This is a genomic window from Prevotella sp. LCP21S3_D2 (assembly GCF_052118345.1).
In the GTDB taxonomy this organism is placed as follows: Bacteria; Bacteroidota; Bacteroidia; order Bacteroidales; family Bacteroidaceae; genus Prevotella.
This window is the reverse complement of the sequence record NZ_JBQKHJ010000004.1, coordinates 96,179-122,016: the sequence shown is the minus strand read 5'-3', so window position 1 is coordinate 122,016 and position 25,838 is coordinate 96,179. Positions and strand designations below refer to the sequence as shown.

The window sequence follows — 25,838 nt, the reverse complement described above, 5'->3', positions numbered from 1 at the left end:
AATTGGGCTCTTTTTGCGGATAATTTCTTAATTTTGCAAACTATAACTAATCTTATAAACAAAAAGATAGAAATCTTATAAACGATACAAGAGAATGAAAAGGATTATCACATATAGTATTATTGCATTGTTGCAGGCGTCGGTGTCGCTTGCTCAGACCTCTGTGTCGCTTGCAAAAACACCTGTGTCGCTTGCACAAACCCCTTCGAAGCCGAAGCTTCAGAAGCGGGAGAAGTATGAATGGCAGGGAGAGATTCCTACCTATGTAGAAACGCTGAAGAAGGAACTGACCTATCCGATGGCTTGGGGAAACAGTCCGATTAAGAACTTCAAGAAGTGGAAGAAGGCGGCAAGGGCGAAGGTATTCGAATGCATGATGACGCCTCCGAAAGCGGCTGCGGCTTGGGATATGGAAGTATTGGGCGAGGAACAGAGAGACGGATATAAAGCGCAGAAAATTGCCTTCAATATCAACGCCTATTCCCGAATTACGGCTTATCTCCTGATTCCGGATTCTGATTACGGAAAGAACTCGAACGCAGAAGATGGAAAGAACTCGAAAGCAGAAGATGGATTGCTGCTTTCTGCTCAGAATAAGAAAGCTGGAAAATTCCCAGCCGTGGTGGCGCTTCACGACCATGGTGCCCATCTCTTTATCGGAAAGGAGAAGATGATTCGCCCTTTCTTTATCGCTTCTGAAGAGCAGGATGCGGATGGGAAGATTTCTGAAAAGAAGAAGGCTGCCAACCAGGAAATATTGGATGATGCGGATGCGTGGGTAAACCAGCTTTATGAGGGGCAGTACGTGGGCGATTACCTGGCGAAGCATGGCTATGTGGTGCTTTCGATTGATGCGCCGATGTGGGGAGAACGAGGCCGGAAGGAGGGCGTGGATAGAAACAAATACGACCTGATAGCCGGCAACATGATGATGCTGGGTAGAGACCTCTCTGCCTTCATGACTTACGATGATATTTCCAGCACCGAGTTCCTGGCTTCTCTGCCGATGGTAGATGCGAAGCGTATCGGATGCGTGGGCTGTTCGATGGGAGCCTATCGCTCGTGGATGCTCTCTGCATTATCGGATAGAATCAAGGCGGGTGTTTCTATCTGTTGGATGATTACTACGGACGCTCAGCTTACCCGAAGATTTGGAAGAAAGGAGAATGGCGGTTTTGCGAATTGCATCCCCGCTCTCCGCCAATATCTCGACTATCCTCACATCGCCTCCCTCGCCTGTCCGAAGCCGATGCTCTTTATCAACGGCACAAAAGACAAGCTCTTCCCTGTGCCTGGTGTAAAGGATGCTTTCGCCGAAATGCGCAAGGTTTGGAAGAGTCAGGGAGCAGATAATCTGCTGGATACGGAACTTTGGGAAATTCCTCATTCCTGCGGATTGAAAGCGCAGGAGAAAATGCTGGAGTTTCTGGATAAGAATCTGAAATAGGGGTTAACAGAGTTAACAGTTAACAGCTGTTTTTCTGTACCTTCTTCTCTTAAATATCAAAAGTCTACTACGCTAACCCCTAAAAAAAAGGCGTTAGCGTAGTAAACTTTTGCGTTTTGCTTGTGTTTCCCGAGAAAAAGTTGTATATTTGCACCCAACAAAATATAAAGTTTGCAAGTATGGGTACTTTTAATGGAATTATAGGAAGACAGCGTGAGATGGCTCTGTTGCAGGAGATTTACGAATCTCCTAGGGCGGAGTTCGTGGCTGTTTATGGCAGAAGACGTATCGGTAAGACCTATCTTATCGACAAGTTCTTTGGCGATAAGTACGACTTTTATATGACGGGTATCTATGAGGGTACCCGTAAGGAGCAGTTGGCAAACTTTGCCCATCAGCTGGAGTTTTATTCTCATAAGGATCAGAAAACTCCAAAAGACTGGATGGAGGCTCTGTTTATGCTTCGCAAGTATCTGGAGACATTAAAAAAGGAAAAGCCAGTACTCTTGTTCTTTGATGAAATGCCTTGGCTGGATACCCGTTATTCTCGCTTTCTCAAGGCTTTCGAACTGTTTTGGAACGAGTGGGCTTCGAAGCAGGACAATCTGAAACTGATAGTTTGTGGTTCGGCAACCACCTGGATGACGAATACTTTGCTGGGCAACAAGGGCGGTTTGCACAATCGTGTGACTCGCTCCATCTATCTCCGTCCGTTCAATCTGGCAGAGACGGAGGAGTTTCTGGTTTCAAGAGGATTCTCGATGGAGCGCTTCCAGATAGCCGATTTGTATATGGCGATAGGTGGAACCCCTTTTTATCTCAATATGCTGAATCGTTCGCTGAGCGTGGCGCAGAATATCGATGAACTCTTCTTCTCATCCAGTGCCCCTTTGAGAAGCGAATATGGCTTTCTCTTCAAATCGCTCTTCAAGGAATCCACGCTCTATAGAAGGGTGGTGGAGGCTTTGGCTAAGAAACTGAAGGGAATGACTCGCCCTGAGTTGATAGAGGAGCTGAAGGTGGAGGATTCTGGGTATGTTTCTACCGTGCTCTCCGACTTATGCAACTGTGATTTCATCCGCAAATATTCGGCTTTTGGCAAGACGGATAGGGATTTCATGTATCAGTTGACCGACCTGTATTCGCTTTTCTATCTGAAGTATGTGAAGAATTATCATGGTGAGGATGAGCATTATTGGAGTCATCGCCAGATGGATATTTCCAGTTGGGAGGGCTATGCTTTCGAGCAGGTTTGTCTGCATCATATTCCTCAAATCAAGAGGAAGTTGGGAATCGGTGGTATTCTGTCGAATATCTGCACGTGGTCGTGCCGTGCTTTTACGGATGCAGAGGGTAATAAGCAACCTGGGGCACAGATTGACTTGATAATTGATAGGGGAGACAAGACGATTAATCTCTGTGAGATGAAATTCGTGAATCATCCTTATTCTATCACTCCCGATTATGCGGCTTGGTTAATCAAGCGCAGGGAGTTGTTCAAGCAAGCTACAGGAACGAAGAAGACTCTCCATCTAACGATGATAACTTCGTATGGTGTGGAGCATAATGCCGGTTGGCAAAACATTCAGAACGAGGTGGTGCTGGATGATTTGTTCAAATTAGAATAACATGGTTTTTATGCTGTAGTATTTCTTTATTGCAAGCAATTTTTAAATTAGTGATTTTGAAATAACTAACTGAGAAAATACTAGAATATAAAAGAGCGGAAGAGCAACCGGGGGTTAACAGAGTTAACAGTTAACAGTTGTTTTTCCGCTCTTTTCAATATGAATTTACCACAATTCAGCAGGCGACAGATCCTTGTCCTTTCTGCCCATCAGATAGTAATCGGCAAGGAACTGGATGTAAGCCTGGGTAACCTTCAAACCGATTTCTCTTACATATTTGCTGGTGAAGAGGTTGGCATCAGGCAACATATTGTTTTCTATCAGCTTGCACACAATCTCGTAAGGGAATGGACGGCCCAAGCCAGAGATGATATTGAAGCTGTCGAGCTCTGCATGCTCAGCGTTGTAATATGGATTCTCAGGCGATGCGATGCAGTGAGCCATACCGAAGCAGATATTGATTCCGGTATATGGACTTCCGCAAACGATGATTCCCTTCTCGTACTTTGGAGGGAACTTGATGTTGGCTGGTAATTCGAAACCAACTTCCTTTAGGAAACTCTTCAAGGTCTTGACATCCTCCAGGAAGATGAACTTATCACCGTAGCCCTTTGCCTTGAGCAGGTTGTAATCGTTGATAGGCTGCTCGTGGTTCATCTGAGCCTTCTCTGCCTCAATCTGCTCCTTGTTCTCCTCGTAGTTTGGGTTCAGCAAAGCACCCGTCTGCCACCAGTCGCCACCGAAGTAGAAGAGATTGGTAACCATCAGCTGCTCGCCACTGAGGAATGCGCTGGCATCTTCGATATTGGTAGAATCCTTTCGAACTCTATATAACTTCTCTTCCTCAGCATCCTTATCAGAAGCATCTTTCTCAGAAGCATCATACAAATCCTTCAGATAGAAGAAGTTCTCATCCTCCTTGATCATCTTGAAGGCACGGGTGCCCTTGTAGTCGATTTCTGTCCAGAGTTTGTGGGCAGGATGATGTTCGCTCACCTTGGCAAGCCATTCGGCAGAGGTGAGGGCGAGGAGGTTGTTGCGGCTGTTCATCGTATGCTCTATCTGGATAGAGTAGGCGATGACATCATTGAAGCCCTGTGGAGAGTGGGCGAGGCGCTCCAGCTCCATCTGAAGGCGGAAGCGGTTTCCCACGTTGAAGAAGCAGCCATAGTGGAACCAGGCTAAGGCATCGCGATATTCATAGAACTTGTCTTCATCGGTTGGCAATTCGCAAAGGAAATCGTAGAGACGCTCGTTCTCCGGCGCTGTCTCGTATTCCTTGTCGAGCACATTATAAGCCATCTTGGCTGCCAGCTCCAGGGTGCTGAACAGGAATGGCACAGGTTCTTGCACATAACTGCTCTGCTGGTAATGGTGCCAGCACAGGAACTTGATGTCTGCATAGTTGATTTCGTCAGGATCGTATGGAGACTCATCATCGTTCAGCGTATTCTGGATAAATTCCTTCTCGTTCTCGTAGAAAGGAATGTAAGTGCCATAGCGCTTCTTGCATTCTGCAGTAAAGGTCTTCCAGATGCAGGTACCAGAGATGACGTCCTCAAAGTAGCCGGCGATGCTGAGTGCAAGCTGCTTGGCTTCTTCCACGTTCTTAAACTGGTGGGTGAAGCACGCCTCATCGAGGGCATGGTATATTTCGTTAGCCAGTTCTGTATAGTACTGATCTACTTCATTTGGTTTCTCGTATGGATGCATTGTCATCCATTCTTGGGTGAAAATTACCTTTTTCATATCTTTCGATTCTTTGTTATTCGAGGTTATAATCGATATTCGTTGTGATGCGATGTCGTTATTTCTCGGGTTATTATATCTATTTGTTAGTCGTTCGGCATGAAATGTCGTCCGAATTATCTGTAAAGATAATGCAAAGATAATGATTTCTGCGCAAAAAATGCAAGAAAGTCACATTTTTTTCGTATCTTTGCACCCGAATTTAGGCAATCTTAATAAATACGTACGATTGCCGCAAGCGTTTCGGAAGGATTTTGCACCCTAATTCATGGCAGGGAGGGTGAATTCGGCCTTCCATTTTGATTATAATGAATTAAGGTTAAAAAGATTTGAAGACATTTGAAGAATTGGGCGTGAGCGAGGAGATTCGCCGTGCCATCGAAGAGCTTGGATTTGAAAATCCAATGCCAGTTCAGGAAGAAGTAATCCCATATTTGCTTGGTAATAAGAACGACGTGATTGCGTTGGCGCAGACCGGTACGGGTAAGACAGCATCTTACGGTATTCCGGTAATCCAGAAAACTGATGCCAGCAGCAAGCAGACACAGGCTATCATCCTCAGTCCTACACGTGAGCTCTGCCTCCAGATTGCAGACGATTTGAACAGTTTTGCCAAGTACATCAACGGTTTGCATATTGTCGCTGTTTATGGCGGTACCGACATCGGAAGCCAGATTCGCACCCTGAAGCATGGTGTGCAGATTATCGTGGCTACCCCTGGTCGTCTGCTCGATTTGATTAATCGTGGCGTGGCTCAGTTGGAGAACGTGAACAACGTGGTGCTTGATGAGGCTGACGAGATGCTGAACATGGGCTTCTCTGAGAGCATCAATGCCATCTTCGAGAACGTTCCGGAAGATAGAAACACTCTGCTCTTCTCGGCTACCATGAGCAAGGACATCGAGAAGATTGCCCTCAACTATCTGCACGACCACAAGGAAATCGTAGTGGGTTCGCGCAACGAGGGTGCTGAGCATGTAAACCACATCTACTATCTGGTAAATGCCAAGGACAAGTATCTCGCCCTAAAGCGTGTGGTGGATTTCTATCCGCGCATCTTTGCAATTATCTTCTGCCGCACCAAGCTGGAGACTCAGGATATTGCAGATAAGCTGATTAAGGATGGTTATAATGCAGAGGCACTGCACGGCGACTTGAGTCAGCAGCAGCGTGACCTCACCATGCAGAAGTTCCGCAACCATACCGTTCAGTTCCTGGTGGCTACCGATGTGGCTGCCCGTGGTCTGGACGTAGAGGATCTGACTCACGTTATCAACTACGGTTTGCCTGATGATGTGGCTAGCTACACCCACCGAAGCGGTCGTACGGGTCGTGCCGGAAAGAAGGGAACATCCATCTCTATCATCCATACCAGAGAGAAGTTCAAGGTTCGCCAGATTGAGAAGCAGATTGGCAAGGATTTCGTGGACGGCGTTTTGCCAACCCCAGAGGAAATCTGTAAGAAGCAGCTCTTCAAGACCATGGACGACATCATGAAGACCGATGTGGACGAGGATCAGATTGAACCATACATGGCAGAAATCAACCGCCAGTTTGAGTACATCGACAAGGAGGACATTATCAAGAAGATGGTGACCATCACCTTCGGTAAGTTCCTCGATTACTATAAGAACGCTCCTGAGATTATCAAGCCTGAAACAGGCAAGGGTTCCCGTGGCGGTGAGGGTCGTGGAAATCGTGGCGAAGGCCGTGGTAAGGTTTCTAATGGTCGTAGGAAGCATGAGACTGAGGCTGGTTTCAAGAGACTGTTCATCAACCTGGGTAAGGCAGATGGTTTCTATCCGGGCGAAATCATGCAGTATCTGAACAAGCACGTGAAGGGTCGTCAGGAGGTGGGTCACATCGACCTGCTGAGTAAGTTTGCCTACATCGAGGTGCCTGAGGAGGATGCGAAGCGCGTGATGAAGGCATTGAACGGTACTGAGTACAAGGGCAGAACCGTAAGATGTAACGATGCTGATGAGGAAGGTCATGGCAGAGCAGCCCGTGGCGGACGTGATGCTGAGAGCCGTGGCGGCCGTTCTTCAGAAAGAGGCGGACGCAGCCGCAGAGGTTCTTCTGATGATGCAAGAGACTCTCGTGATTCTCGTGGAAAGGGAGGACGTGGAAGCCGAGGCGAATCTCGTGGCGGAAGAAAATCACGCAGCCAGGAGGATACAGGCGATTGGCGCCAGTTCTTCCAGAACAACGACAACGTGAAGTTCAAGGGCGAGGAGCCAAACTTCGAGGAAGAAGGTTGGGCTCGCCGCAGACCTAAGAAGAAGTAATTTAGGCAGCGATTTATTATAAGATGAAAGCCTGCATCAAAGGGATGTTTTGATGCGATATTTATATTTTGCGGTAAAAATACAGCAATTTCTTTGGCGTTTTGCGGTATTTTTACCGCAATTTTTGTATATTTGCAGCCGTAAACATCAAATAAGGCAAGAAATATGGAATTATTGAAGCAACTTTCAGACAATCTTATCAAGCGTATCGATACTCGATACCTACGATATATGTATCATCGGATTCCTTGGTCGAATCGGATGACGGCCCTTGTTGGACCTCGTGGAGTCGGCAAGACAACACTTCTTTTGCAGTATATCAAATTGAATCTTCAGATAAAAGACACACTCTACGTGAGTGCGGAATCCATCTATTTCGCTAATCATACTCTCTTTGAAACTGCAATGAAGTTTAGCCAACTTGGAGGCAAGCATCTTTTTATCGATGAAATACATAAATATAAGGGATGGGCTACAGAACTTAAAATGATATACGATAATCTGCCAACCTTGCAGGTGGTTTTTACCGGTTCTTCTGTGCTTGATATTTATAAAGGTACAGCAGATTTAAGTCGACGAGTACTGGTCTTTACGATGCAAGGTTTGTCTTTTCGTGAATACATCGGTATGGAAAAGGACATAGACATTCCTGTCTCTACATTGGAACAAATCGTAAATAATGAAGTCGTTTTGCCGGAGGAGATTGAGCATCCGTTGGCATTGTTTAATGAATATCTGTGCAAGGGCTACTATCCTTTTTCTAAGGATGAGGGCTATAGGATGCGACTGAATCAAGTAGTGAGTATGACTTTGGAGACGGATATTCCACAATATGCCAATTATACGGTGATGGTGTCCAGAAAATTGAAGGAACTGATGCAGGTAATAGCTGATAGTGTGCCTTTCAAGCCAAACATGAGTACCATTGCTACAACTATCAAGGTAGATCGCAATAATCTGCCCGATTACTTCGAACTTATGGAGCGTGCAGGTTTGATAGCCCAACTTCACGAGTCCACAGAAGGTGTGCGTGGTTTGGGCAAGGTAGAAAAGGTGTATCTTGATAATACCAACCTCTCCTTTGCTCTCTCTTCTTCGGTGCCTGATATTGGCAATCAACGAGAGACTTTCTTTTTTAATCAGATGCGTGTGAATCATGCTGTCTTCAATTCTCCAATCTCTGATTTCATGATAGAAGACAAGACTTTTGAGATTGGTGGTAAAAAGAAAGGTCAGAAGCAGATTTCTGAGGCAAAAGAGGGATATGTTGTGAAGGATGATATAGAGACAGGCATGGGTAATGTTATTCCACTCTGGGCTTTTGGTATGAACTATTAGACAATTATAAGTTAATGAAGAAAACTATTCTTATCGCTTGTCTGGGACTGGTAAGTCTGGGCTTGCAAGCACAGAGCATTTCGCTCGCTGGTGAATGGAATGTGGAGTTGGGAAAGAGCGGTAGTACTTTTGCCAAGAGTAAGCGTGCCTCGCAGGGTGAGTTGAAGCGTGCCATCCTTCCCGGCACCATCGATACGAACCATCTGGGATTCGCTCCGAAAGATACGATGGAAACAACGCATCTTACGAGACTCTATGCCTATAAAGGTGCTGCTAGATATTCCAGAACCATCAATATCCCGAAGGACTGGAAGAAGAAGCCGGTAGAACTCTTCCTGGAGCGTACCCGACCGACATGGGTGTATGTGGATGGAGAACTGGTGGACTCCTGCAACTTCATCTCTACTCCTCAGCGCTATCTTCTGCCCAAGAAGGTGAAGCCGGGCAAGCATTTCCTGGAAATCGTGGTGGATAATGGAAGAAGTGTGCCTGAGCAGGTTTACGGTTCCAGCCATGCTTATACGGAAGATACGCAGACCAACTGGAATGGAATTATCGGAAGGATAGAACTCCAGCTAGCCAGCTCTGTAGAGAGCAAATCTGCAGAAACTCTAACAGGAGCAATCCCTAGCCGTTCTGTTGTTTCTCCTTCCGCCCTTCAGATGCCTGATTTCGCCAAGGATTTTCATATCAAGGGCGCCCACTTTTACGCCAATGGCCATAGGATATTCCTCCGTGGCAAGCACGATGCGGCTGTATGGCCGCTGACGGGACATGTGGAGATGAGCGTGGAAGGCTGGATGAAGTATCTCGGAACCTGCAAGGAGTATGGAATCAACCATGTGCGCTTTCATTCCTGGTGCCCACCGGAGGCGGCTTTCGTGGCTGCGGACAGTCTGGGAATCTATCTCCAGCCGGAACTTCCTTTCTGGGGTTCCTTCGACAAGAAGGATGAAAGGCTGATGGCGTTCCTGCATCAGGAAGGCGAAAATATCCTCAGAGAATATGGTCATCATCCTTCTTTCCGAATGATGGCGCTGGGGAATGAACTCTGGGGCGACATCGACAAGATGAAGGAGTTTGTGGATGATTTCCGCAAGATTGCGCCAGATAAATACTATACCTTCGGAAGCAATTACTATCTCGGTTATCAGGGAATAAAAGAAGGAATGGATTACTTCACCACTTGCCGCATCGGAGGCGAGGGATGGGGCAAATACAATACTCATACCCGTGGTTCCTTCTCGTTTGCCGACGCCTACGATGGAGGAATGATCAATCATTTCCATCCTAATTCTACGATGAAATTTGATGAGGCTTGCGATAAAGCCGGAATCCCAATCATCTCTCACGAAACAGGCCAGTTTCAGACCTATCCTGATTATCGGGAGATGAAGAAATACACCGGAGTGCTTCATCCTTATAACTTTGAAGTGTTCCGCCGCAGGCTGGCTGCAGCCGGAATGCTTTCGCAGGCTGATGATTTCCACAAGGCTTCGGGCTTATGGAGCGTGAAACTCTATAAAGCCGATATAGAGATGGATTTGAGAACCCGGAATATGGCGGGCTTTCAACTGCTCGATATTCAGGATTATCCCGGTCAGGGAAGTGCTTTCGTAGGCATCCTGGATGCGTTTATGGAGAGCAAGGGAATCACTACGCCCGAGGAATGGCGCCAGTGGTGCTCGCCTGTGGTTCCTCTGCTGGAAATGAAGAAGTTCTGCTTCGAGGATGGCGAGAAGATTCTGGCTAAAGTAAAGGTAGCCAATTATGGTGGTTCTTCGCTGAAGGGCAAGAAACTGAAATGGCATCTGGCTGCCGAGAACGGATTGTTCTGTATGGATGATGGAACTTTCAGCACCAAGGATGGTGAAGTGAGAAAGAATGTGGGCGACTTGATGGCTGAGGATGAGGGAGTATTGAACATCTTTTCATACGATGAAGGTTTGGTGGATATGGGTGAACTGAATGGTGTCTTCCACGTGCAGAAACCTACCAAGCTGCTTCTTACATTAAACATTGAAGGAACAGAGGCGAGAAACTCCTACGAACTTTGGATTTATCCGAAGAAGGCTTTGGAAAAGAAGGGCGTTATCATTGCCAGAGATTTGAACCAGGAAGTAGTGAAAGTCTTGGAAAAGGGCGGAAAGGTGCTTTGGATGCCTACGGCTTCCAGCCATTTCGTGGCTGCCGATGATAAGGCTTTGCAGGCTGATAATTCGGTTTTGCAGTCAGATAACGCCACGCCTTATACAGTGGGCGGACTCTTCCAGACCGATTACTGGAACTATCGCATGTTCAAGACCATCTGCGAGAACAACAAGAAGAAGGTTTCTCCAGGAACCCTGGGCATTCTGACGAATCCGGAACATCCGATATTCAAGGGATTCCCTACGGAAATGCACACCAACTGGCAATGGTTCCCGGTTATTAAGGAATCGCATCCGCTGGTGCTTGACAACTTCGCCAAGGATTATCGCCCGATAGTTCAGGTGATAGATAATATCGAGCGGAATCATAAGTTGGGCTTGGTAATGGAATGGAAGGTGGGAGCCGGAAAGCTTCTCGTCTGCATGAGTGATTTGGAGAAGGCAGCCAAATATCCGGAAGGCAAGGCTTTCTATCAGAGTGTAATTGATTATATGCGCTCTGCTTCTTTCAATCCATCTGCAGAAATAACGGTGGATGAATTGAAAAAGAAACTTGTCGAGAAGCCTCGTCAGGTTTCATTGAAGGAGCTGAATAATATCTCGCAATATTAATAGGAATTCTGTAAGTTGCGAATCTGTAAGATAAAAATAAGCTGAAAATCAGCAAGATAACAAGAATAGGAAGACTAAATAAAACAAGAGCGGAAAGCCAGGAGTTAACAGGGTTAACAGTTAACAGCTGATTTTCCGCTCTTTTTATATCATCCTGGGATTAATCTTTATCCCAGGATAAACCTTTATTATCATCTCTGTTGATACAGAGATAGGATTTACTTCGCATTGATCTCCTTCAAGAGGCGGTCTGCGTGTCCCCACTTATCCATCAGGTAGAGCACGTAGCGGATGTCCACACCGATGCAGCGAGCCAGGCGCTTGTCGAAATTGATGTCAGAGCTGAGGCTGTCCCAGTTGCCATCGAAGGCAAGACCAATCAACTCACCCTTGCCGTTGAACATTGGGCTACCAGAATTACCACCGGTAATATCGTTGTTGGTGAGGAAGCAGAGCTGCATCTTGCCAGTCGTCTTGTCCTGATACTTGCCGAAATCCTTCTCAGAGAGAAGCTCGTGCATGATAGGCTCAGCGTAGTAATCGATGACCTTATCGCCCTGCTTCATCTTCTCAACGATACTCTCGGCTGTGGTATAATAGCCTGATGGCTTGCCACCGAGGTCGAAACCGCCTACCTGACCATAGCTCAATCGCATGGTGAAGTTGGCGTCGCTGTAGTGAGGCATGTCTTCCTCCATACGGAGCTTGGCAGCACAGAGATACTTCTCCTGCTCGGCGATGCTATCGTTGATGCTGCCCATCTGAGCAGCGAAATCACCATATACATCGTTCAGATCCATACCGAAGATGACGCCTGGATCCTTCTCATATCCCTTCTTGTTGAAGTAGAGCTTGGCACCCTTCTTCATGATGAGCGACTTCTCCCAGAGATAATCCACATACTTGGCGTAGTTGCCGCCAAACTCAGCGTCGATGGTCTTGTAGAACTTAGGCAACCACTTGCTGTCTACGTGCTCCTTGTAATTCTTCAAGAGGGTAGCGAGCACTTCTTTATCGAGCGCCATATCCCATTCTGCAGAGTTATCTTCAAACTCATGATACTGCTTCTTCTTGTTCTTCTCAGGACCCTTCACCTCCATGTTGGTCTGGAGCTTGATGGCACGGGTAGAGAACTCGATGTTGCTTCTTCTGGTGAAAGATTCAGAGAAGTTGGTCCAGGCATACTTCACGTCTGCGCTCTCCTTGTAGAGCTTGGCGAGCTTGTCGAAATCTACCTTGTGGGCGAGGTCGTTGGCTGCCTTGGCTGTATCCTGCCAAGCACGGAGACGGGTTTCGTACTCACGCTTCAGATTCACGATGCCGATAGAGTCGATACACTTGTTCATACCGATGGCATTCTTCCAGTAGTTGGAAGAGCTGGCATACTTGCTGTCGTACTTGATGCGTACAGCCTCGTCGGCACGCATGTGCTTCTGCATCACCTCCTGCTTTACGCCACGAACCTGGGCACGAGGCGCATTCTCTGCATCGCGCATGGTCTGGATTCCGTAGCTTGAAAGATAGCGCTCTGTGCTGCCTGGGTAACCCATGGTCATCGCATAGTCGCCATCCTTATAACCCTGGAGAGAAACCTGTGCCCAACGCTTTGGATGATAAGGCACATTGTCCTTGCTGTAGGCAGCAGGACCATTGGTCTTAGGGTCGGCATAGATGCGGAATACAGAGAAGTCGCAGGTCTGGCGAGGCCACATCCAGTTGTCTGTATCGCCACCAAACTTACCCATAGACTTTGGTACGGTGAAAACCAGACGCAGGTCGGTGAAGTCGCGGTAAGTAGTAGCGTACCACTTGTTGCCCTCGTAGAATGGCTGAACGGTGATATGAAGGGTAGAATCGTTCTTCTTCACCTCCGTAGTCATCTCGTTCTCCAGAGAATCGATAAGTTCATCGCGCTTCTTGTTGTCGAGTTTCTCGTATCCGAGGCTCATCACCTTATCGGTTACATCCTTCTGGTCAACCATAAAGCTGACGAACATATTCTCGTTAGGCAATTCCTCTGCGTAAGATTTAGCAAAGAAACCGTTGAGCATATAGTCGTGCTCTACGGTAGAGTGGCTTCTGATAGCCTCGAAACCGCAATGGTGGTTGGTAAATACCAGACCGTCTGGAGAAACGACTACGCCTGAGCAATAGCCAGAGAAGTTAACCACAGCGTTCTTCAAGGCGTTCTCGCCGTTGTAGAGCTGGTCGTAAGTCATACTGAAGCCTTCGCGCTGCATCATCTCATACACAGCGTTAGGCAAGTTGTAAATCGTCCACATTCCCTCGTCAGCGTGTGCGGTATTGATTCCGCAGAACGCCAAGATAGAGGCGATAAGGACCGTTGCTTTTTTCTTCATTTTATTCTTTGTGTTGTTGTTATATGATTTGCAAAGTTACGATTTTTCTGCGAGATAACATCAAGTAGAACAGAAAAAAGCGAAAAATTCCATCAAAGTTTCCTTTTTAGAGTTATTTCTTTCACTTATACTAGAAATATTCGATAAAAACACAATGTTTTTCACTTATACATGAAAAAGGTTACAAAAGTAGCGAGTTTTTCTTGTATAAGTGAAAAATTAGTGCTATCTTTGCGCCATAAAAAAGTGTTTCTTATTTTTTGATGATCCATTTCCCTCCTTTGTCTGGTCCTATTCGTTCTATTATGTGATCTTCTTTCAGTTTCTTTATATGTTTAGAGATGGCACTTCGGTTGATTTCCAATCGTTTACTCATCTCATTGGTGGTGACAAATGGGTCGGATGCGATAAGGGAAAGGATAGAGTCTTTGGTTTTCTGTCCACCTTTTCTGCCCACCTTTTCTGTTTTCTGTCCACCTTTTCTGTCCACCTTTTGATGAGGCGTATGGGGTGCTTGTGGGGTAGCAAGTCTTGGCTGTACCTTCCATTCATCTGTAGGATTTATATGCAAGTATCTGTTTTTGAGAACCCAACTTTCGCCTAGCAGCAAGTTTCTGAAGAAACGAACAAGGTAGATAGGAGAGTACTCTATATCTTTATTGATATTGCGATAATTGGCACGAACCAGGGCATTGCGGAAATACCAGGAATGCTTGGCAAACATTTCGTTGTTCACTTCATATCCTAACGAACGGAGATATTGGATGGTGAAGATCGCCGTGGTTCGGGTGTTTCCCTCTCTGAAAGCATGGATTTGCAAGATGCCTGAAATGAATTTGGCAATATGCTCAATCTTCTCATCATCCGAAAGTCCTTTGTATTGGAAGTTCTTTTCCTGCTCAATATCCCAATCCAAGGCTCTTCGCAAGTCTTCCCAATTCAGGTAGTTTACGGAATCTCCTTCGAGCACCCATTCTTTCTTGGAAATATCGTATTGGCGGATTTCTCCTGCGTGCTTGAATACTCCCTCGAATATTCTTCGATGCAGGGAAACATATCCGTTGGTATTGAAGGCAAAGGTCTTGCTGGCGAGAATCTTTGCGATGTTGGCAGAAACCTTATCTGCCTCTTCCTCGTCTTCATCCTTAGGTGTACGGACCGTCTTGCTCTGATAGTAAGAGTCAATCAGTTTTCTGGTTTCATCCAGAGTGATTTCCCCTTCGATATTTCGTTTAGCCACATCTATGAGATACGCCGATGGTTGCAGCCCATCTACAGCCTGCAATCCGATAGCCGTCTTCCAGTTCTCGGCCCTTTCCTTCTGCAAAGGCTCTCCTTGTCGAAGATATTCATCGAAGGATGCGAACTCGTTGATATTATCTTTATTCATAGATGTAATGCTTGATATTTAACTTTGCGATTTTGACTCCCTTGCAAGCCGTTGTTCCCGCAAGCGCTTGAATTGAGCTAAGCACTCCTCCAGCGAAAGCGGATGCTCTCGCCAATAAGCCATTGAAGCCATCTTCTGGGCATTGACTTTTTTGTGATAATCGTTCAGTTGTATCTCCATCCATTTATGTATTATATTGTTAGAATATTACGTTTGCAAAGTTACGACTATTTCCCGAAACTTCCAAGGCTTCGCTTGATTTTCTTCATAATTTGCCTTTTTGCCGATAACATTCCTGGTGATAGAACCTCCTGCTCCAGCATATCCAGAGCCATTCTTAACTCTTCGAGGAGTTCGGGATAGTATTTCATCTGCTCGTAGGCGAGTTTCATGCAGTAGCTGCGGATGGCGTAGGGCTGGGAACAGGCGGTAATCTTGGCGATGCAGAAATCGATGAAATCGGAGCGGAGTGATTCTTCCTCGAAAGGCTGACGGAGAAGGAGTTGAAGCATCAGGCGGCGCTTGGTCTCATTCTTCTCTGCGAGAACCCTATCTATCAAGGCATCATGCTTCTGAAAGAGCCACGGGTTGTTGGCTTCGTCGAAATGGGTTAAAGCCCAAAGCGCATTGAACGATACACGGTCGTTTTCATCGAAGGTGAGTTGGTAAAGCTCTTCCTTTAAACAATTATTCTCTTTGCCTTGCGTCTGAAGGCAAAGAGAATAAATATCGTTTACACTTAATCTGTTTATGAGTTGATTCCTCATCATTTCGGTTCTTATAACTTCTTTTTTCAGCTCTTATAATTTCATAAGATGCTTTACTTTCTAAAGTACTTTCCAACTACCGGCAGACTCTTCAATGGGAAATCCTTCTTCACGAGATAGGCGGCGAAGATGAGGATGAGCACCGTGTTGATGAGGCAGGCGATGGCGGTAGAGAAGTATTTGTTTGCCTCGGTCATTCCTGCGAAGAGGATGAGGGCGAGAACCACATAAATCATAATCTCCTTCACCGGATAGTTGATAGGATACTTCTTCTGACCCACGAAGTAGGAGAGAAGCATGGCTGTTCCATATCCAGCGAAACCAGCCCATGCACATGCGATGTAGCCATAAACTGGTACGAAGATAACGTTGATGGCAATCAATACCAGGCAACCGATGCCCGAGAAGTAAGCACCCCAGATGGTCTTGTCGATGAGCTTGTACCAGAAACTGAGGTTGAAATATACTCCCATCATGATTTCGGCAGCCATTACGATAGGCACTACCTTCAAACCATCCCAGTAGTCGCGACCGATGATATGGCGCAATACATCCAGATAACCTACTACCACCAGGAAGGCGAGCAGGGTGAAGATGACGAAATACTTCATCGCTGAAGCGTAAGTCTGTCGGTTGTCCTTATCCTTTGCCTTGCCGAATACGAATGGCTCGTAAGCATAGCGGAAAGCCTGGGTAATCATCGCCATGATCATCGCAATCTTGCTGGCTGCTCCGTAGATTCCGAGTTGCGCATGAGCATCGCCCTTCTCATAGATGTAAGGGAAGAGAATCTTGTCGGCTGTCTGGTTCAGAATACCGGCAATACCGAGCACGAGGATAGGCCAGCTGTAGCCCAGCATCTTCCTGACGAGCACCTTACATTCGCTCCAGGAGCATTTCTCGCCCATGAATCCTTCCTTCAGTTCCTTGTAGAAACAGAAGGTGATGGAGGCGGTACAAACCAGGTTGATGTAGAAAGCATAGCCCACATCGTGACCATCCATGATGACGTAGTAAACCAGGTTGAGCGCAATGTTCAGACCGATGAAGAGTAACTTGAAGGCAGCAAACTTCAATGGGCGCTTCTTGTATCTGAGGTAAGCGAACGGGATGCACTGGAAGGCATCAATAGCCACGGTTACGAACATGGTCCATACATAAGCCGGATGGTCGGCGTAGCCCATCGCATCGCTCAAAGGCGTGATGAAGAGGAATACCAGGGCGATGAAGAGTAGGGAAGTGAAGCCCACCATGCTCAATACTGTGTGATAAACCTTTTCTGAGTTTTCTCCCTCCTTGTTGACGAAACGGAAGAAGGTGGTCTCCATTCCGTAGGTCAGGATAACGAGGAGTAACGCCGTATAGGCGTACATGTTGGTGATGACACCATAACCACCACTGGCGGCGCTGATCTTTGCCGTATAGAGTGGTACAAGCAGATAGTTGAGGAATCTGCCGATGATACTGCTCAAACCATAGATGGCGGTATCCTTTGCGAGTGATTTTAAACTTGCCATATGTTTAAAAGTAAAAGGGTAAAAAGGTAAAAAGGTAAAAGAAAGCTTGATTCTCTGCCTTTTCGCTTTTTACTTTTGTTTATTGATTATTTTTTTGTTTCAATTTATTGATGATATTTACGAGAGTTCCTATGATTGTCTTAACATCATTGGATATTGATTCGTATTGTTCTGTTGTTATATAATTGCTTTCTTGAAGTAAGTCCAGCCAATATTGAGTTTCACTTGCTTCTTTTAGGGAGATGCTAAGTTTGCTTATATAATCTGGTGTACTTTGAGCATAAGTGCTTTCTGCAATGTTTGCTCCAATGCTTGTACCACATCTGTATATTTGTTTAGACATAACGAATTCATGTTTCTCTTCTTTGAGGAAAACATAAAGTTTGATTATTCGTATGGCAAACTTTTTACTTAATTCATAAATGACATTATTGCCCATATTTTCATTTTTTAGATGAATATATAATATAAGTCTTTTTTACCTTTTTACCCTTTTACTTTTTTACCTTTAAAAGAAAAGGTATGCTATAGCGATTGCTGCGATGACTCCTGCCAAATCGGCGAGCAAGCCGCAAGCCACGGCGTGACGGGTATTCCTGATGCTTACGCTTCCGAAATATACAGCCAATATATAGAAGGTGGTATCGGTGGAACCCTGGAAGATGCAGCTCAATCTGCCCACAAACGAATCTGGACCATAGTTCTTCATCGCCTCCAGCATCATGCCTCGTGCACCACTTCCCGACAGCGGTTTCATGATGGCGGTAGGTAGGGCGCCTACGAAATCGGCATTCAAGCCGCATTGTTCTACCGACCAAGAAATGCCTTGAATCACCATATCCATCGCTCCCGAAGCACGGAACACGCCGATGCCCACAAGGATAGCTACGAGATAAGGGATAATCTTCACCGCAGTAGTAAAACCTTCCTTCGCTCCCTCGATAAATGCATCATAAACATTCACCTTCTTCCAGAATCCCGCCAGGATGAAGCAGAGGATGATGCCCAGGAGAATCATGTTAGAAGCCAAGGTGGTAACCGTGTTCATCGTATCCTTGTCCATCTGTCCGAATCCCCAGATGATGATGCCTACGAAGGCGCACATTCCCAACAGAGTAGCGAGCAATACCGGCTGCAGGATGTTGATGCGCTGCCAAAGCGAAGTGATAATGATTCCGGCAAGTGTAGCCACGAGCGTAGCCATCAGGATAGGGATGAAGACATCCGTAGGCTGGGCTGCTCCGTAGGAGGCACGGAAGGCGAGGATGGTGGTAGGAATGATGGTGAGTCCAGAGGTGTTCAGAACCAGGAACATGATCATCGGATTCGTCGCCGTATCTTTCTTCGTGTTGAGTTCCTGCATCTGCTGCATCGCCTTCAATCCTGTTGGTGTTGCTGCATTATCGAGTCCCAGCATATTCGAAGCGATGTTCATGAAGATGCTTCCCATCACCGGATGGTTCTTCGGAATATCGGGGAAGAGACGGGTGAAGACCGGGCTGAGTGCTCGTGCCAACACATTCACTACTCCCGCCTTCTCTCCAATCTTCATGATGCCAAGCCAGAGGGCGAGCACGCCCGTCAGTCCGAGAGAAATCTCGAAGGCATTCTTGGAAGAATCGAAGGTGGAATCTACAATCTTCTGGAAGATAGTCGTATCTCCCATTGCCAATCCGATGAGTGCGAAGATGAACGCAATCACGAAAAATGCTATCCAAATGTAATTTAAAACCATATTCTGTTTATGCTTTCTTAATCGTTGTTATTGCTAGTGGAATTCTTTGCGGATTGCTCTTTCATTTCGAGACAATGACAGTCTGATGCCTCCAGGGTACACGAAGCAAAATCGCAGGCATAGGAACGCTAGTACTTTCTAAGGTTTCTAATTTTGTACCAGCTTGGTACAAAAATTCATTTTGCGAAGAATAGAAGAGATACCACTTGCGTATTTTATAAAGATTTGACCAAGAAAATCCTTCTACATTTGGAAATGCAGAACGCAAGTCCAAACTAAGCTGTTTTATAAAATTAGTGCCCCACTTATATAGCTTTTGCTTGTTACAAATGTCTTCTCCCAAACTCCAATAAAGCTTGTGCAACTCTTCATTAACTTTGATAGCCGCTTTGAGTTGGGCGATGCGAATACGACCTTTCAAATCGGAGAGCCACTTCACATAGTTGCTATCCGACATAATAGATTCGCTATTCACGAATTGGGGTATGCTATTCTTTTCTGCCATATCGTTTACTCTTCTGTTTTATTTGTTGCTTTTCCAAGCACGGGTGCAAAAGTACAATAAAAATTTCGCATAGCGTGGTTAAATACAGAAAAATCCCTCAGAGATGGAGGATTTTGATGATTTTTATCCCTCAATGAGGATTTTTTGCTAACAACTTTTGTTCTTTCAAACATTATTCGTATATTTGCCGATGATTCTGAGTAAGGATCACGACATAATGGAAAAGGCGCATACTTAGCGCTTTGTTCTTGACTTTCTGAAACTTCGCAAACTTCATGCATTGTCAGAACATAGCAACGGTAGGTGCTCTCGGGATGTGTTAATTCACATCCCTTTATTTAGAAAAGAGGGGGTGTCATAAGTCTGGATAATAATTGGCGCATAACAGTTGACCACCGCATGCACATCACTTGTTGTGCATGCGCATATCAGCTGCTATGCAAGCGCACAACAGCTGTTGTGCGACCGAAGATACTAACTTTCTCAACAACATATACTATGTTTTTCAACAACATATCAGTAATATTCCAACAAAAAGAGGGTGAATCATTAACTTATGACACACCCTCCTTTTATTTATGTTTTCATATAGAATCTTTATCCAACAAGAAATCAAATACGTCCATAAATACGATGCCGTCATCGTTTTGGTATTTTTTGATGAGGTCGCCTGTTATCACATACTTCATAAAACTATCGTCTATACGTAGCAAAGAGGCAAGTTCTTGTTTCGTCTTCTCCTTGTCTGGCAAACTGAGAGCCGACTGGATGTAGCAGCGTTTGTAGCCTTGGTTGCAAACAAAGTCAACTTCAAGCATCCGTCTCACTTTGGTTCCTTTTTCGTCCACGCCGTTGATTTCTACGTTGCCAATGTCCACACTATATCCACGGTAGCGAACTTCATTATAGATGGCATTCTCCATCAGATGGGTTTTCTCTTGTTGGCGAAAGCCGAGAAGTGCATTGCGAATGCCTAAGTCAGAAAAATAATATTTCAATGGCGTTCCGATATACTTACGGCCTTTTACGTCATAGCGATTGCATGGCTCAAGCAAGAATGCATCTGCAAGATATTCGATGTATTTCTTGATGGTTGCAGAGCTTATAGAGACATTCTTTACAGATTGGAAAGTATTGGCAAGTCGTTGCGGATTGGTAAGTCCGCCAATTCCCGATGCGAGAATCTTGAATAAATCGTTGAGTTCTGCATCGTTCTTTATCTTGTTTCTGTTGATGACATCTATCATGTAAGTCTCAGTCAAGAGGCTGTTCAGAAGTCTCACTTTTTCTTCTTCTGTCTTTTGTAAAACAACAGGCGGAAGACCACCATAAAGCAAATATTCGTTCCAACCATCCTGCTTGTTGCCATCATATACGGTCATAAATTCAGCAAAGCTGAGTGGTGAAACGTGTATTGGGTATCCTCGTCCACGAAATTCGGTTATTATATCCTTGGATAGGAAGCGTGCATTGCTTCCCGTCACATAAACATCAGCATTGGGAATATGCAATAATCCATTTAGTACATCTTCAAACTCGTCAAGCATCTGTACCTCATCAAGCAGAATGTAATAAGGTTGGTCGTCAGCAATCTTCTCTTTTACATACTTATAAAACTTGTCAGGATTGCGAAACTCCTTGAATGCATAGTCATCGAATGCCATTTCTATGATGTGGTCGGGCATGACTCCATCGTCTTCAAGGAAACGCTTGAAGAGACGAAACAGCAGAAAGGATTTTCCGCAACGGCGCATACCGGTAATGATTTTTACCAGTCCATTATGGCGTGAACTAACCAACTCTTGTAGATATTTGTCTCTATTTACAATCATAACAGGAAAGATTTTTGCGGATTTCCGCATTTTTCTTTTGCAAAGATAATACTTTTATTAATTCTATGTAGAATTTTTGCGGATTTCCGCAGTTTTCTTTCGCAGAATTAACGGTTACCGCTTGATATTTTAAGTTCGTTAACTTATAATGGTAAATACAGAATCATAAAACTATCGTCTATACGTAGCAAAGGTAGATATTAGTCTCTATATTTACAATCATAACAGGAAAGATTGTTGCGGATTTCCGCAGTTTTCTTTCGCAGAATTAACGGTTACGGCTTGATATTTTAAGTTCGGTGATTTGTCGAATTCCATGCTTTTCTCTCTTCGCTATCACATTATTCCCTATTCGTTATACTTTTTTAATCTCTCTTTTTATCCGATTTCAGAAAAAAGATGTACTTTTGCCGCTCAATTAATGAAAGACAGGAATTTGGTTATACAAAAACATTATTAAGGAAGCAAAGGACTTCTGTTATATTTTATAGTATGGACAAGAATGAGAGAATAAATAACGAGCAAGAGATGCCCACTGAAACGAAAAAGAATCATTCCGCAGATGCGGATAGAGTAAAGGAAGTATATAAGGTGACGATAGCGGGAAGCATCATCAATGTGGTGCTGCTCGTGCTGAAGTTTGCTGCAGGTATTCTCGGACATTCGGCAGCCATGATAGCGGATGCAATCCACTCGCTTACCGATTTTGCCACCGATGTGGTGGTACTGGTATTCGTAAAACTGAGCAATAAGCCGAAGGATAAGGACCATGATTATGGGCATGGCAAATACGAGACGCTTGCCACAGCGATCATCGGTATTTCGCTCTTCGTGGTGGGTGTGATGATCTGTTATTCTGGCGTTACCAAGACCTATCGTGCCATCTGCGGCGAGACACTCCAGCAGCCGGGCATTGTAGCCTTGATTGCTGCCATCGTAAGTATCGTGATGAAGGAGTGGGCTTATCAGTTTACGGTTAAAGCCGGAAAGAAATATCATTCCGAGGCTGTAGTGGCAAATGCCTGGCATCATCGCAGCGATGCTTTATCGAGTATCGGAACGATGTTCGGTATTGGTGGCGCCATCATCCTGGGAGAAAAGTGGGCGGTGCTCGATCCGCTTGCAGCCATCATCGTGAGTGCCTTCATCATCAAGGCTGCCTGGGGACTGGTGACGCAGTCTGTGAAAGAACTGACGGATGCCAGTCTTCCGGAAATGGAGGAAGATGAAATCCTGAAGATTGCAAATGAAGAAGAGGGAGTGGGAGAGATTCATAACCTGCGTACCCGTCGCATCGGAAACAAGATTGCGATAGAAATGCATGTCCGCATGCCGGGTTCTCTTTCGCTTTATGAGGCTCATGAGCATGCTACCCATATCGAACGAAGATTGAAGCAGCACTTCGGCGCAGATACCCATGTGGGAATCCATCTCGAACCGATTAAAGTGAACGGAAAATATCAGAAACCGGAATAACTGAAATAAAAGGAAATAGCCGGAATAAAAGGAAACGAGCCTTGACGGTAGGATGAATCTTCCATCAAGGCTCGTTCTTTTATTTGATATCCGAATCGTGTTTCGGATATTTATCATCTTTTGGGATGATTATTATCTGATTATATTATCGGCCGAGATTTACGCTGGCTCCTGCCATAATCCACAAACCTGGCTGCTTAACAGCTGTGAGGTCGTAGTAGCGGTGGCAAGTGATGTTGTCGGCTTTCACGAAGATATTGTATTTTTTCTCGTCCCACATCAGCTTACAATCCACCTTGGTGTATGGATGATAGCCATTCATTCTCTGCTGCCATCTTACGCTCCACGAAGCTGAAAGCTTGTTCCAGATCTGATGATCCAGTCCGAATACAGCCTTGTGCTTGAGATACTCCAATGCATAGAGTGATTTCAGAATGTTTGTCTCGGTCTTATGATCCTGATAGATGTAAGCATAACCCAACTTGATGCGGGTGATGAAACTGTTTGGTACCAATTCTCTCATGTAGATAGTAGCATCTACGTTGTAGCCCATGTTGTTGAGCTTTCCGATGTTCATCACGTGATACTTGCTGTCATTCTGCTCGGTCACGGATGTCTGAACCCAGTCAATCATGTTGGTGCCGTGTGCGTAGAATCCGCTTACGGTTGCGGCAAAACCGGTCTGGCGATACTGGGTTCCTACCTTGAAGGTGGAGTTCTTCTCCGGGTTCAGGTTGATGTCGCCCTGCTGCACCACATTACTTATATATAAGTCGGTGTAGGTAGGCATTCTCAGAGCCTTGTTCCAGGATGCGTAGAACTTCCAGTTGTCGTTAGGACGATAACTCATATCTACACCAGGATAGAAACGGAAGTCGTTGTCAAGACCAGTATTCTTGTTAGCCAAGACACCAGCCGACAAGGTGAAGCCGCCGAAGATGAAGTTGTGCTCCAACATGATGTTGGTGTTGGTGCGCTCACCCTTTCGGGTATATTGACGGTCGGAACCCGAGATGTCCTTATAGTCTTTCTCTGCGAGTTCCTCGCCCAATGCAGTAGAGTAGATGCACTCCTTGCTGATATCGAAGCCCACTGCGGTCTTACCCAAAGCCCAAGCCACGTTGGCATTCAGACCACCACCATAAACATCTAGGTCGTGATAGTTCTCGCCTGCTGCAGCTCCAGCCTTTCCACGAATCAACTGATAGTGATCCTTGAATTTGTTATAATAGAATTGAGGCGCAATCTCCCAGGTCTTCTCCTGGTTGTGCAGACTCAGGTTGAGAGAAGCCATACCGTGGTCTGTCTTCTCATATTGGTTGTTGTATTTGGCGCTGTAGAAAGTGTTGGCACCGTAGCTCTGGGTAGCAATACCCAGCTGGGCGATTATGTCGAAACGCTGGTCGTAAGAGAACGAGAGATTGCCGTAGCCCTGTCCCTTCTCGAAGTCGCTGTTCTCCGTGCCGCCATCCGAGCGCTTGTAGCCTCCGCTTACGGAATAAGCCTGAGTCCACTTGCCCGTTTCAAAAGCCGTCTGCACACGCCCCTGTGCTCCGAAACTTCCAAAGCTTCCGCCTTCTACACTTGCAGATACTCCATCATTCTTTGCCTTCTTGGTCACGATATTGATGGCACCATTAAAGGCTGAAGTTCCGAATACGCGCGATGCTGCCCCCTCTAGCACTTCGATGTGGTCGATGTCGGCAAGAGCTACAGGAAAATCAGAAGCATTGTGACCAGTCTGTGGATTGGAAATGTTGACGCCATTCAGGAGAATGGTAATCTGGTCGAAGGTTCCACCATTGATGGAGATATCCGTCTGAACACCAAAGCCACCACGCTGACGGACATCCACGCCGGTAGCTAATTTCAATACATCGTTGATAGTCTGCGCAGCCGCACGATGAATATCGTCGCGGGTAATGACAGACACAATCTTAGGTGACTGCTCTACAGTCATCGGCGCACGAGATCCGGTAACGCTCACCGCATCCAGCTCGTAAGCCTTTCCGCCCTTGTAGAGGGTAGAATCAACCTTGGCTCCCTCTGTGCTTACGCCTGCTGCCTTGGCATGGCTCAGGGTAGCAACGCTGAGTGCACCAACAAGTACCTCTCTTCCCAAAACTGCGAAGAGTGAGTAGTTCTTGTTAGAGAATCGGTTGAACTTCAAGCTGTTGCGCTTGTTGTAAATTGTTTTGTACATTAAATAAAATGTTTATAAATGAATAATAAATCGAAGCCGCAAGCCAGCTCGGTTTTCGGCATTCGGGGTGCAAAGGTACTGCCTTTCCTTGAAATGGCAAAGCAAAATGTGATTTATTTTATTTCCATCGTAAAGTTTTAATTTAAATCAAGCGAATTTGTATTTTACTCTTCACTCTTCACCTTTTCGCCTGAAATGCCGATAAACACTGGGGGTGTGAGAGGTGAAGAGTGGTCCTTCACTCTTCACCACTCTTCACTACTCTTCACCTTTTTTTGAAGTTTTCTTCCTTTCAGAATTAATAGTCTTAGGGCTTTCTGTCCGTTCCTGTACCAAATGTGAGGATTCTCTTACTAGGAAAAAATAATCGTCCTGTAGAAGATTTTTTTCTGTCACGACGTTTCGTTTTGTGCCTGGTCGGGGCAAAATATTGCCACGGCAAGGGCAATATTTTGCTCTCCTGAGATAAAAAGCTGAACGTCAGGACGCAGTTGCCGGTGAAGGAAGGTAAGAAGTGGTGAAGGGTTGTGAAGAGTTGTGAAGAGTGAAGGACCACTCTTCACCTCCCGTAATGCCGATAAATACAGGGGTTCCCGGCGATTTGGTGAAGAGTGAAGAGTAAAATCGAGAGTGGCTTTTATGCCAATTGTTTTGAGCAGGATGCAATCTATTCCTATCTATTTTGCGATTTTCTTGGAGAATCATTTGCTTTTTCAGATTATTCTTGTATCTTTGCAACTGATATGAGCAGCCTTCGGCAATGACTTGGCATGGCTTTTGCTGAATGCTGTATGATTTCATCATTAAAACTATTAGTAAATAAAAAGAAAGGAACAGATAA

At 45.5% G+C, this 25,838-nt stretch carries 17 protein-coding genes; 6 read left to right on the top strand and 11 right to left on the bottom strand.

Translation table 11 applies throughout. The features are described from left to right. Positions 1-94: 94 nt before the first annotated feature. Together ACTQ16_RS04790 and ACTQ16_RS04785 are read left to right on the top strand one after the other, a co-directional pair. Positions 95-1,447: an alpha/beta hydrolase family protein gene (locus ACTQ16_RS04790; RefSeq protein ID WP_441936369.1), complete on the top strand. Its 1,353-nt coding sequence runs from the start codon at positions 95-97 to the stop codon at positions 1,445-1,447. Positions 1,448-1,626: 179 nt separating this feature from the next. After that, positions 1,627-3,075 (top strand): AAA family ATPase, encoded by a 1,449-nt coding sequence (locus ACTQ16_RS04785; protein ID WP_441936367.1) that lies wholly within the window; start codon positions 1,627-1,629, stop codon positions 3,073-3,075. 165 nt (positions 3,076-3,240) lie between these two features. Here ACTQ16_RS04785 and ACTQ16_RS04780 read toward each other — a convergent pair whose 3' ends face one another. Then, entirely contained in the window at positions 3,241-4,824 is a 1,584-nt protein-coding gene (locus ACTQ16_RS04780) for a DUF3843 family protein (RefSeq protein ID WP_441936365.1), read from the bottom strand. A 329-nt stretch (positions 4,825-5,153) separates the two neighbouring features. Between ACTQ16_RS04780 and ACTQ16_RS04775 the strand changes: the two genes are divergently transcribed. The 3 genes from ACTQ16_RS04775 (at position 5,154) to ACTQ16_RS04765 (ending at position 11,212) form a co-directional block, all read left to right on the top strand. After that, positions 5,154-7,112, top strand: coding sequence for a DEAD/DEAH box helicase (locus ACTQ16_RS04775; protein ID WP_441936363.1), 1,959 nt, complete (start codon positions 5,154-5,156; stop codon positions 7,110-7,112). 165 nt (positions 7,113-7,277) lie between these two features. Beyond that, positions 7,278-8,450, top strand: a complete 1,173-nt coding sequence (locus ACTQ16_RS04770) for an ATP-binding protein (RefSeq protein WP_441936361.1) — start codon at positions 7,278-7,280, stop codon at positions 8,448-8,450. Between the two features lie 14 nt (positions 8,451-8,464). Further along, the gene (locus ACTQ16_RS04765) at positions 8,465-11,212 is read left to right on the top strand and encodes a beta-glycosidase (protein ID WP_441936359.1); all 2,748 of its coding nucleotides are present in this window, start codon (positions 8,465-8,467) and stop codon (positions 11,210-11,212) included. A 218-nt stretch (positions 11,213-11,430) separates the two neighbouring features. Here ACTQ16_RS04765 and ACTQ16_RS04760 read toward each other — a convergent pair whose 3' ends face one another. From ACTQ16_RS04760 to ACTQ16_RS04720, 9 genes are all read right to left on the bottom strand, one after another. Continuing rightward, positions 11,431-13,572 carry a S46 family peptidase gene (locus ACTQ16_RS04760; RefSeq protein ID WP_441936357.1) on the bottom strand — a complete coding sequence of 714 codons (2,142 nt, stop codon included), beginning with the start codon at positions 13,570-13,572 and terminating at the stop codon, positions 11,431-11,433. A gap of 253 nt (positions 13,573-13,825) precedes the next feature. Then, complete coding sequence (locus ACTQ16_RS04755) at positions 13,826-14,962, bottom strand: Fic family protein (RefSeq protein ID WP_441936355.1); 1,137 nt, start codon at positions 14,960-14,962, stop codon at positions 13,826-13,828. Positions 14,963-14,980: 18 nt separating this feature from the next. Continuing rightward, positions 14,981-15,142, bottom strand: a complete 162-nt coding sequence (locus tag ACTQ16_RS04750) for a hypothetical protein (protein WP_287592854.1) — start codon at positions 15,140-15,142, stop codon at positions 14,981-14,983. Between the two features lie 47 nt (positions 15,143-15,189). Beyond that, a complete protein-coding gene (locus tag ACTQ16_RS04745; protein WP_441936353.1) occupies positions 15,190-15,732 on the bottom strand; it encodes a hypothetical protein in 543 nt (180 codons plus the stop codon). Positions 15,733-15,782: 50 nt separating this feature from the next. Next, entirely contained in the window at positions 15,783-17,246 is a 1,464-nt protein-coding gene (locus ACTQ16_RS04740; RefSeq protein ID WP_441936351.1) for an oligosaccharide flippase family protein, read from the bottom strand. Between the two features lie 79 nt (positions 17,247-17,325). After that, the gene (locus ACTQ16_RS04735; RefSeq protein WP_118201736.1) at positions 17,326-17,685 is read right to left on the bottom strand and encodes a four helix bundle protein; all 360 of its coding nucleotides are present in this window, start codon (positions 17,683-17,685) and stop codon (positions 17,326-17,328) included. 69 nt (positions 17,686-17,754) lie between these two features. After that, a complete protein-coding gene (locus tag ACTQ16_RS04730; protein WP_200756657.1) occupies positions 17,755-18,981 on the bottom strand; it encodes a nucleoside recognition domain-containing protein in 1,227 nt (408 codons plus the stop codon). Between the two features lie 61 nt (positions 18,982-19,042). Then, complete coding sequence (locus ACTQ16_RS04725; RefSeq protein ID WP_118201734.1) at positions 19,043-19,486, bottom strand: DUF1016 N-terminal domain-containing protein; 444 nt, start codon at positions 19,484-19,486, stop codon at positions 19,043-19,045. A 584-nt stretch (positions 19,487-20,070) separates the two neighbouring features. Then, positions 20,071-21,318, bottom strand: a complete 1,248-nt coding sequence (locus ACTQ16_RS04720) for an ATP-binding protein (RefSeq protein WP_441936348.1) — start codon at positions 21,316-21,318, stop codon at positions 20,071-20,073. Between the two features lie 492 nt (positions 21,319-21,810). Here ACTQ16_RS04720 and ACTQ16_RS04715 point away from each other — a divergent pair, with 492 nt between their 5' ends. Then, entirely contained in the window at positions 21,811-22,794 is a 984-nt protein-coding gene (locus ACTQ16_RS04715) for a cation diffusion facilitator family transporter (RefSeq protein ID WP_441936346.1), read from the top strand. 145 nt (positions 22,795-22,939) lie between these two features. On the opposite strand, the gene ACTQ16_RS04710 is transcribed toward ACTQ16_RS04715, so the two are convergent. After that, positions 22,940-24,997 carry a TonB-dependent receptor plug domain-containing protein gene (locus ACTQ16_RS04710; RefSeq protein ID WP_441936344.1) on the bottom strand — a complete coding sequence of 686 codons (2,058 nt, stop codon included), beginning with the start codon at positions 24,995-24,997 and terminating at the stop codon, positions 22,940-22,942. Positions 24,998-25,838 lie beyond the last annotated feature (841 nt).

What these genes read in the sequence shown, in the direction of transcription:
- ACTQ16_RS04790 (WP_441936369.1), top strand. Translation starts at nt 95, where the DNA reads ATGAAAAGGATTATCACATATAGTATTATTGCATTGTTGCAGGCGTCG.
- ACTQ16_RS04765 (WP_441936359.1), top strand. Translation starts at nt 8,465, where the DNA reads ATGAAGAAAACTATTCTTATCGCTTGTCTGGGACTGGTAAGTCTGGGC.
- ACTQ16_RS04735 (WP_118201736.1), bottom strand. Translation starts at nt 17,685, where the DNA reads ATGGGCAATAATGTCATTTATGAATTAAGTAAAAAGTTTGCCATACGA.
- ACTQ16_RS04760 (WP_441936357.1), bottom strand. Translation starts at nt 13,572, where the DNA reads ATGAAGAAAAAAGCAACGGTCCTTATCGCCTCTATCTTGGCGTTCTGC.
- ACTQ16_RS04740 (WP_441936351.1), bottom strand. Translation starts at nt 17,246, where the DNA reads ATGGCAAGTTTAAAATCACTCGCAAAGGATACCGCCATCTATGGTTTG.
- ACTQ16_RS04710 (WP_441936344.1), bottom strand. Translation starts at nt 24,997, where the DNA reads ATGTACAAAACAATTTACAACAAGCGCAACAGCTTGAAGTTCAACCGA.
- ACTQ16_RS04750 (WP_287592854.1), bottom strand. Translation starts at nt 15,142, where the DNA reads ATGGAGATACAACTGAACGATTATCACAAAAAAGTCAATGCCCAGAAG.
- ACTQ16_RS04770 (WP_441936361.1), top strand. Translation starts at nt 7,278, where the DNA reads ATGGAATTATTGAAGCAACTTTCAGACAATCTTATCAAGCGTATCGAT.
- ACTQ16_RS04745 (WP_441936353.1), bottom strand. Translation starts at nt 15,732, where the DNA reads ATGATGAGGAATCAACTCATAAACAGATTAAGTGTAAACGATATTTAT.
- ACTQ16_RS04720 (WP_441936348.1), bottom strand. Translation starts at nt 21,318, where the DNA reads ATGATTGTAAATAGAGACAAATATCTACAAGAGTTGGTTAGTTCACGC.
- ACTQ16_RS04725 (WP_118201734.1), bottom strand. Translation starts at nt 19,486, where the DNA reads ATGGCAGAAAAGAATAGCATACCCCAATTCGTGAATAGCGAATCTATT.
- ACTQ16_RS04715 (WP_441936346.1), top strand. Translation starts at nt 21,811, where the DNA reads ATGGACAAGAATGAGAGAATAAATAACGAGCAAGAGATGCCCACTGAA.
- ACTQ16_RS04730 (WP_200756657.1), bottom strand. Translation starts at nt 18,981, where the DNA reads ATGGTTTTAAATTACATTTGGATAGCATTTTTCGTGATTGCGTTCATC.
- ACTQ16_RS04755 (WP_441936355.1), bottom strand. Translation starts at nt 14,962, where the DNA reads ATGAATAAAGATAATATCAACGAGTTCGCATCCTTCGATGAATATCTT.
- ACTQ16_RS04785 (WP_441936367.1), top strand. Translation starts at nt 1,627, where the DNA reads ATGGGTACTTTTAATGGAATTATAGGAAGACAGCGTGAGATGGCTCTG.
- ACTQ16_RS04780 (WP_441936365.1), bottom strand. Translation starts at nt 4,824, where the DNA reads ATGAAAAAGGTAATTTTCACCCAAGAATGGATGACAATGCATCCATAC.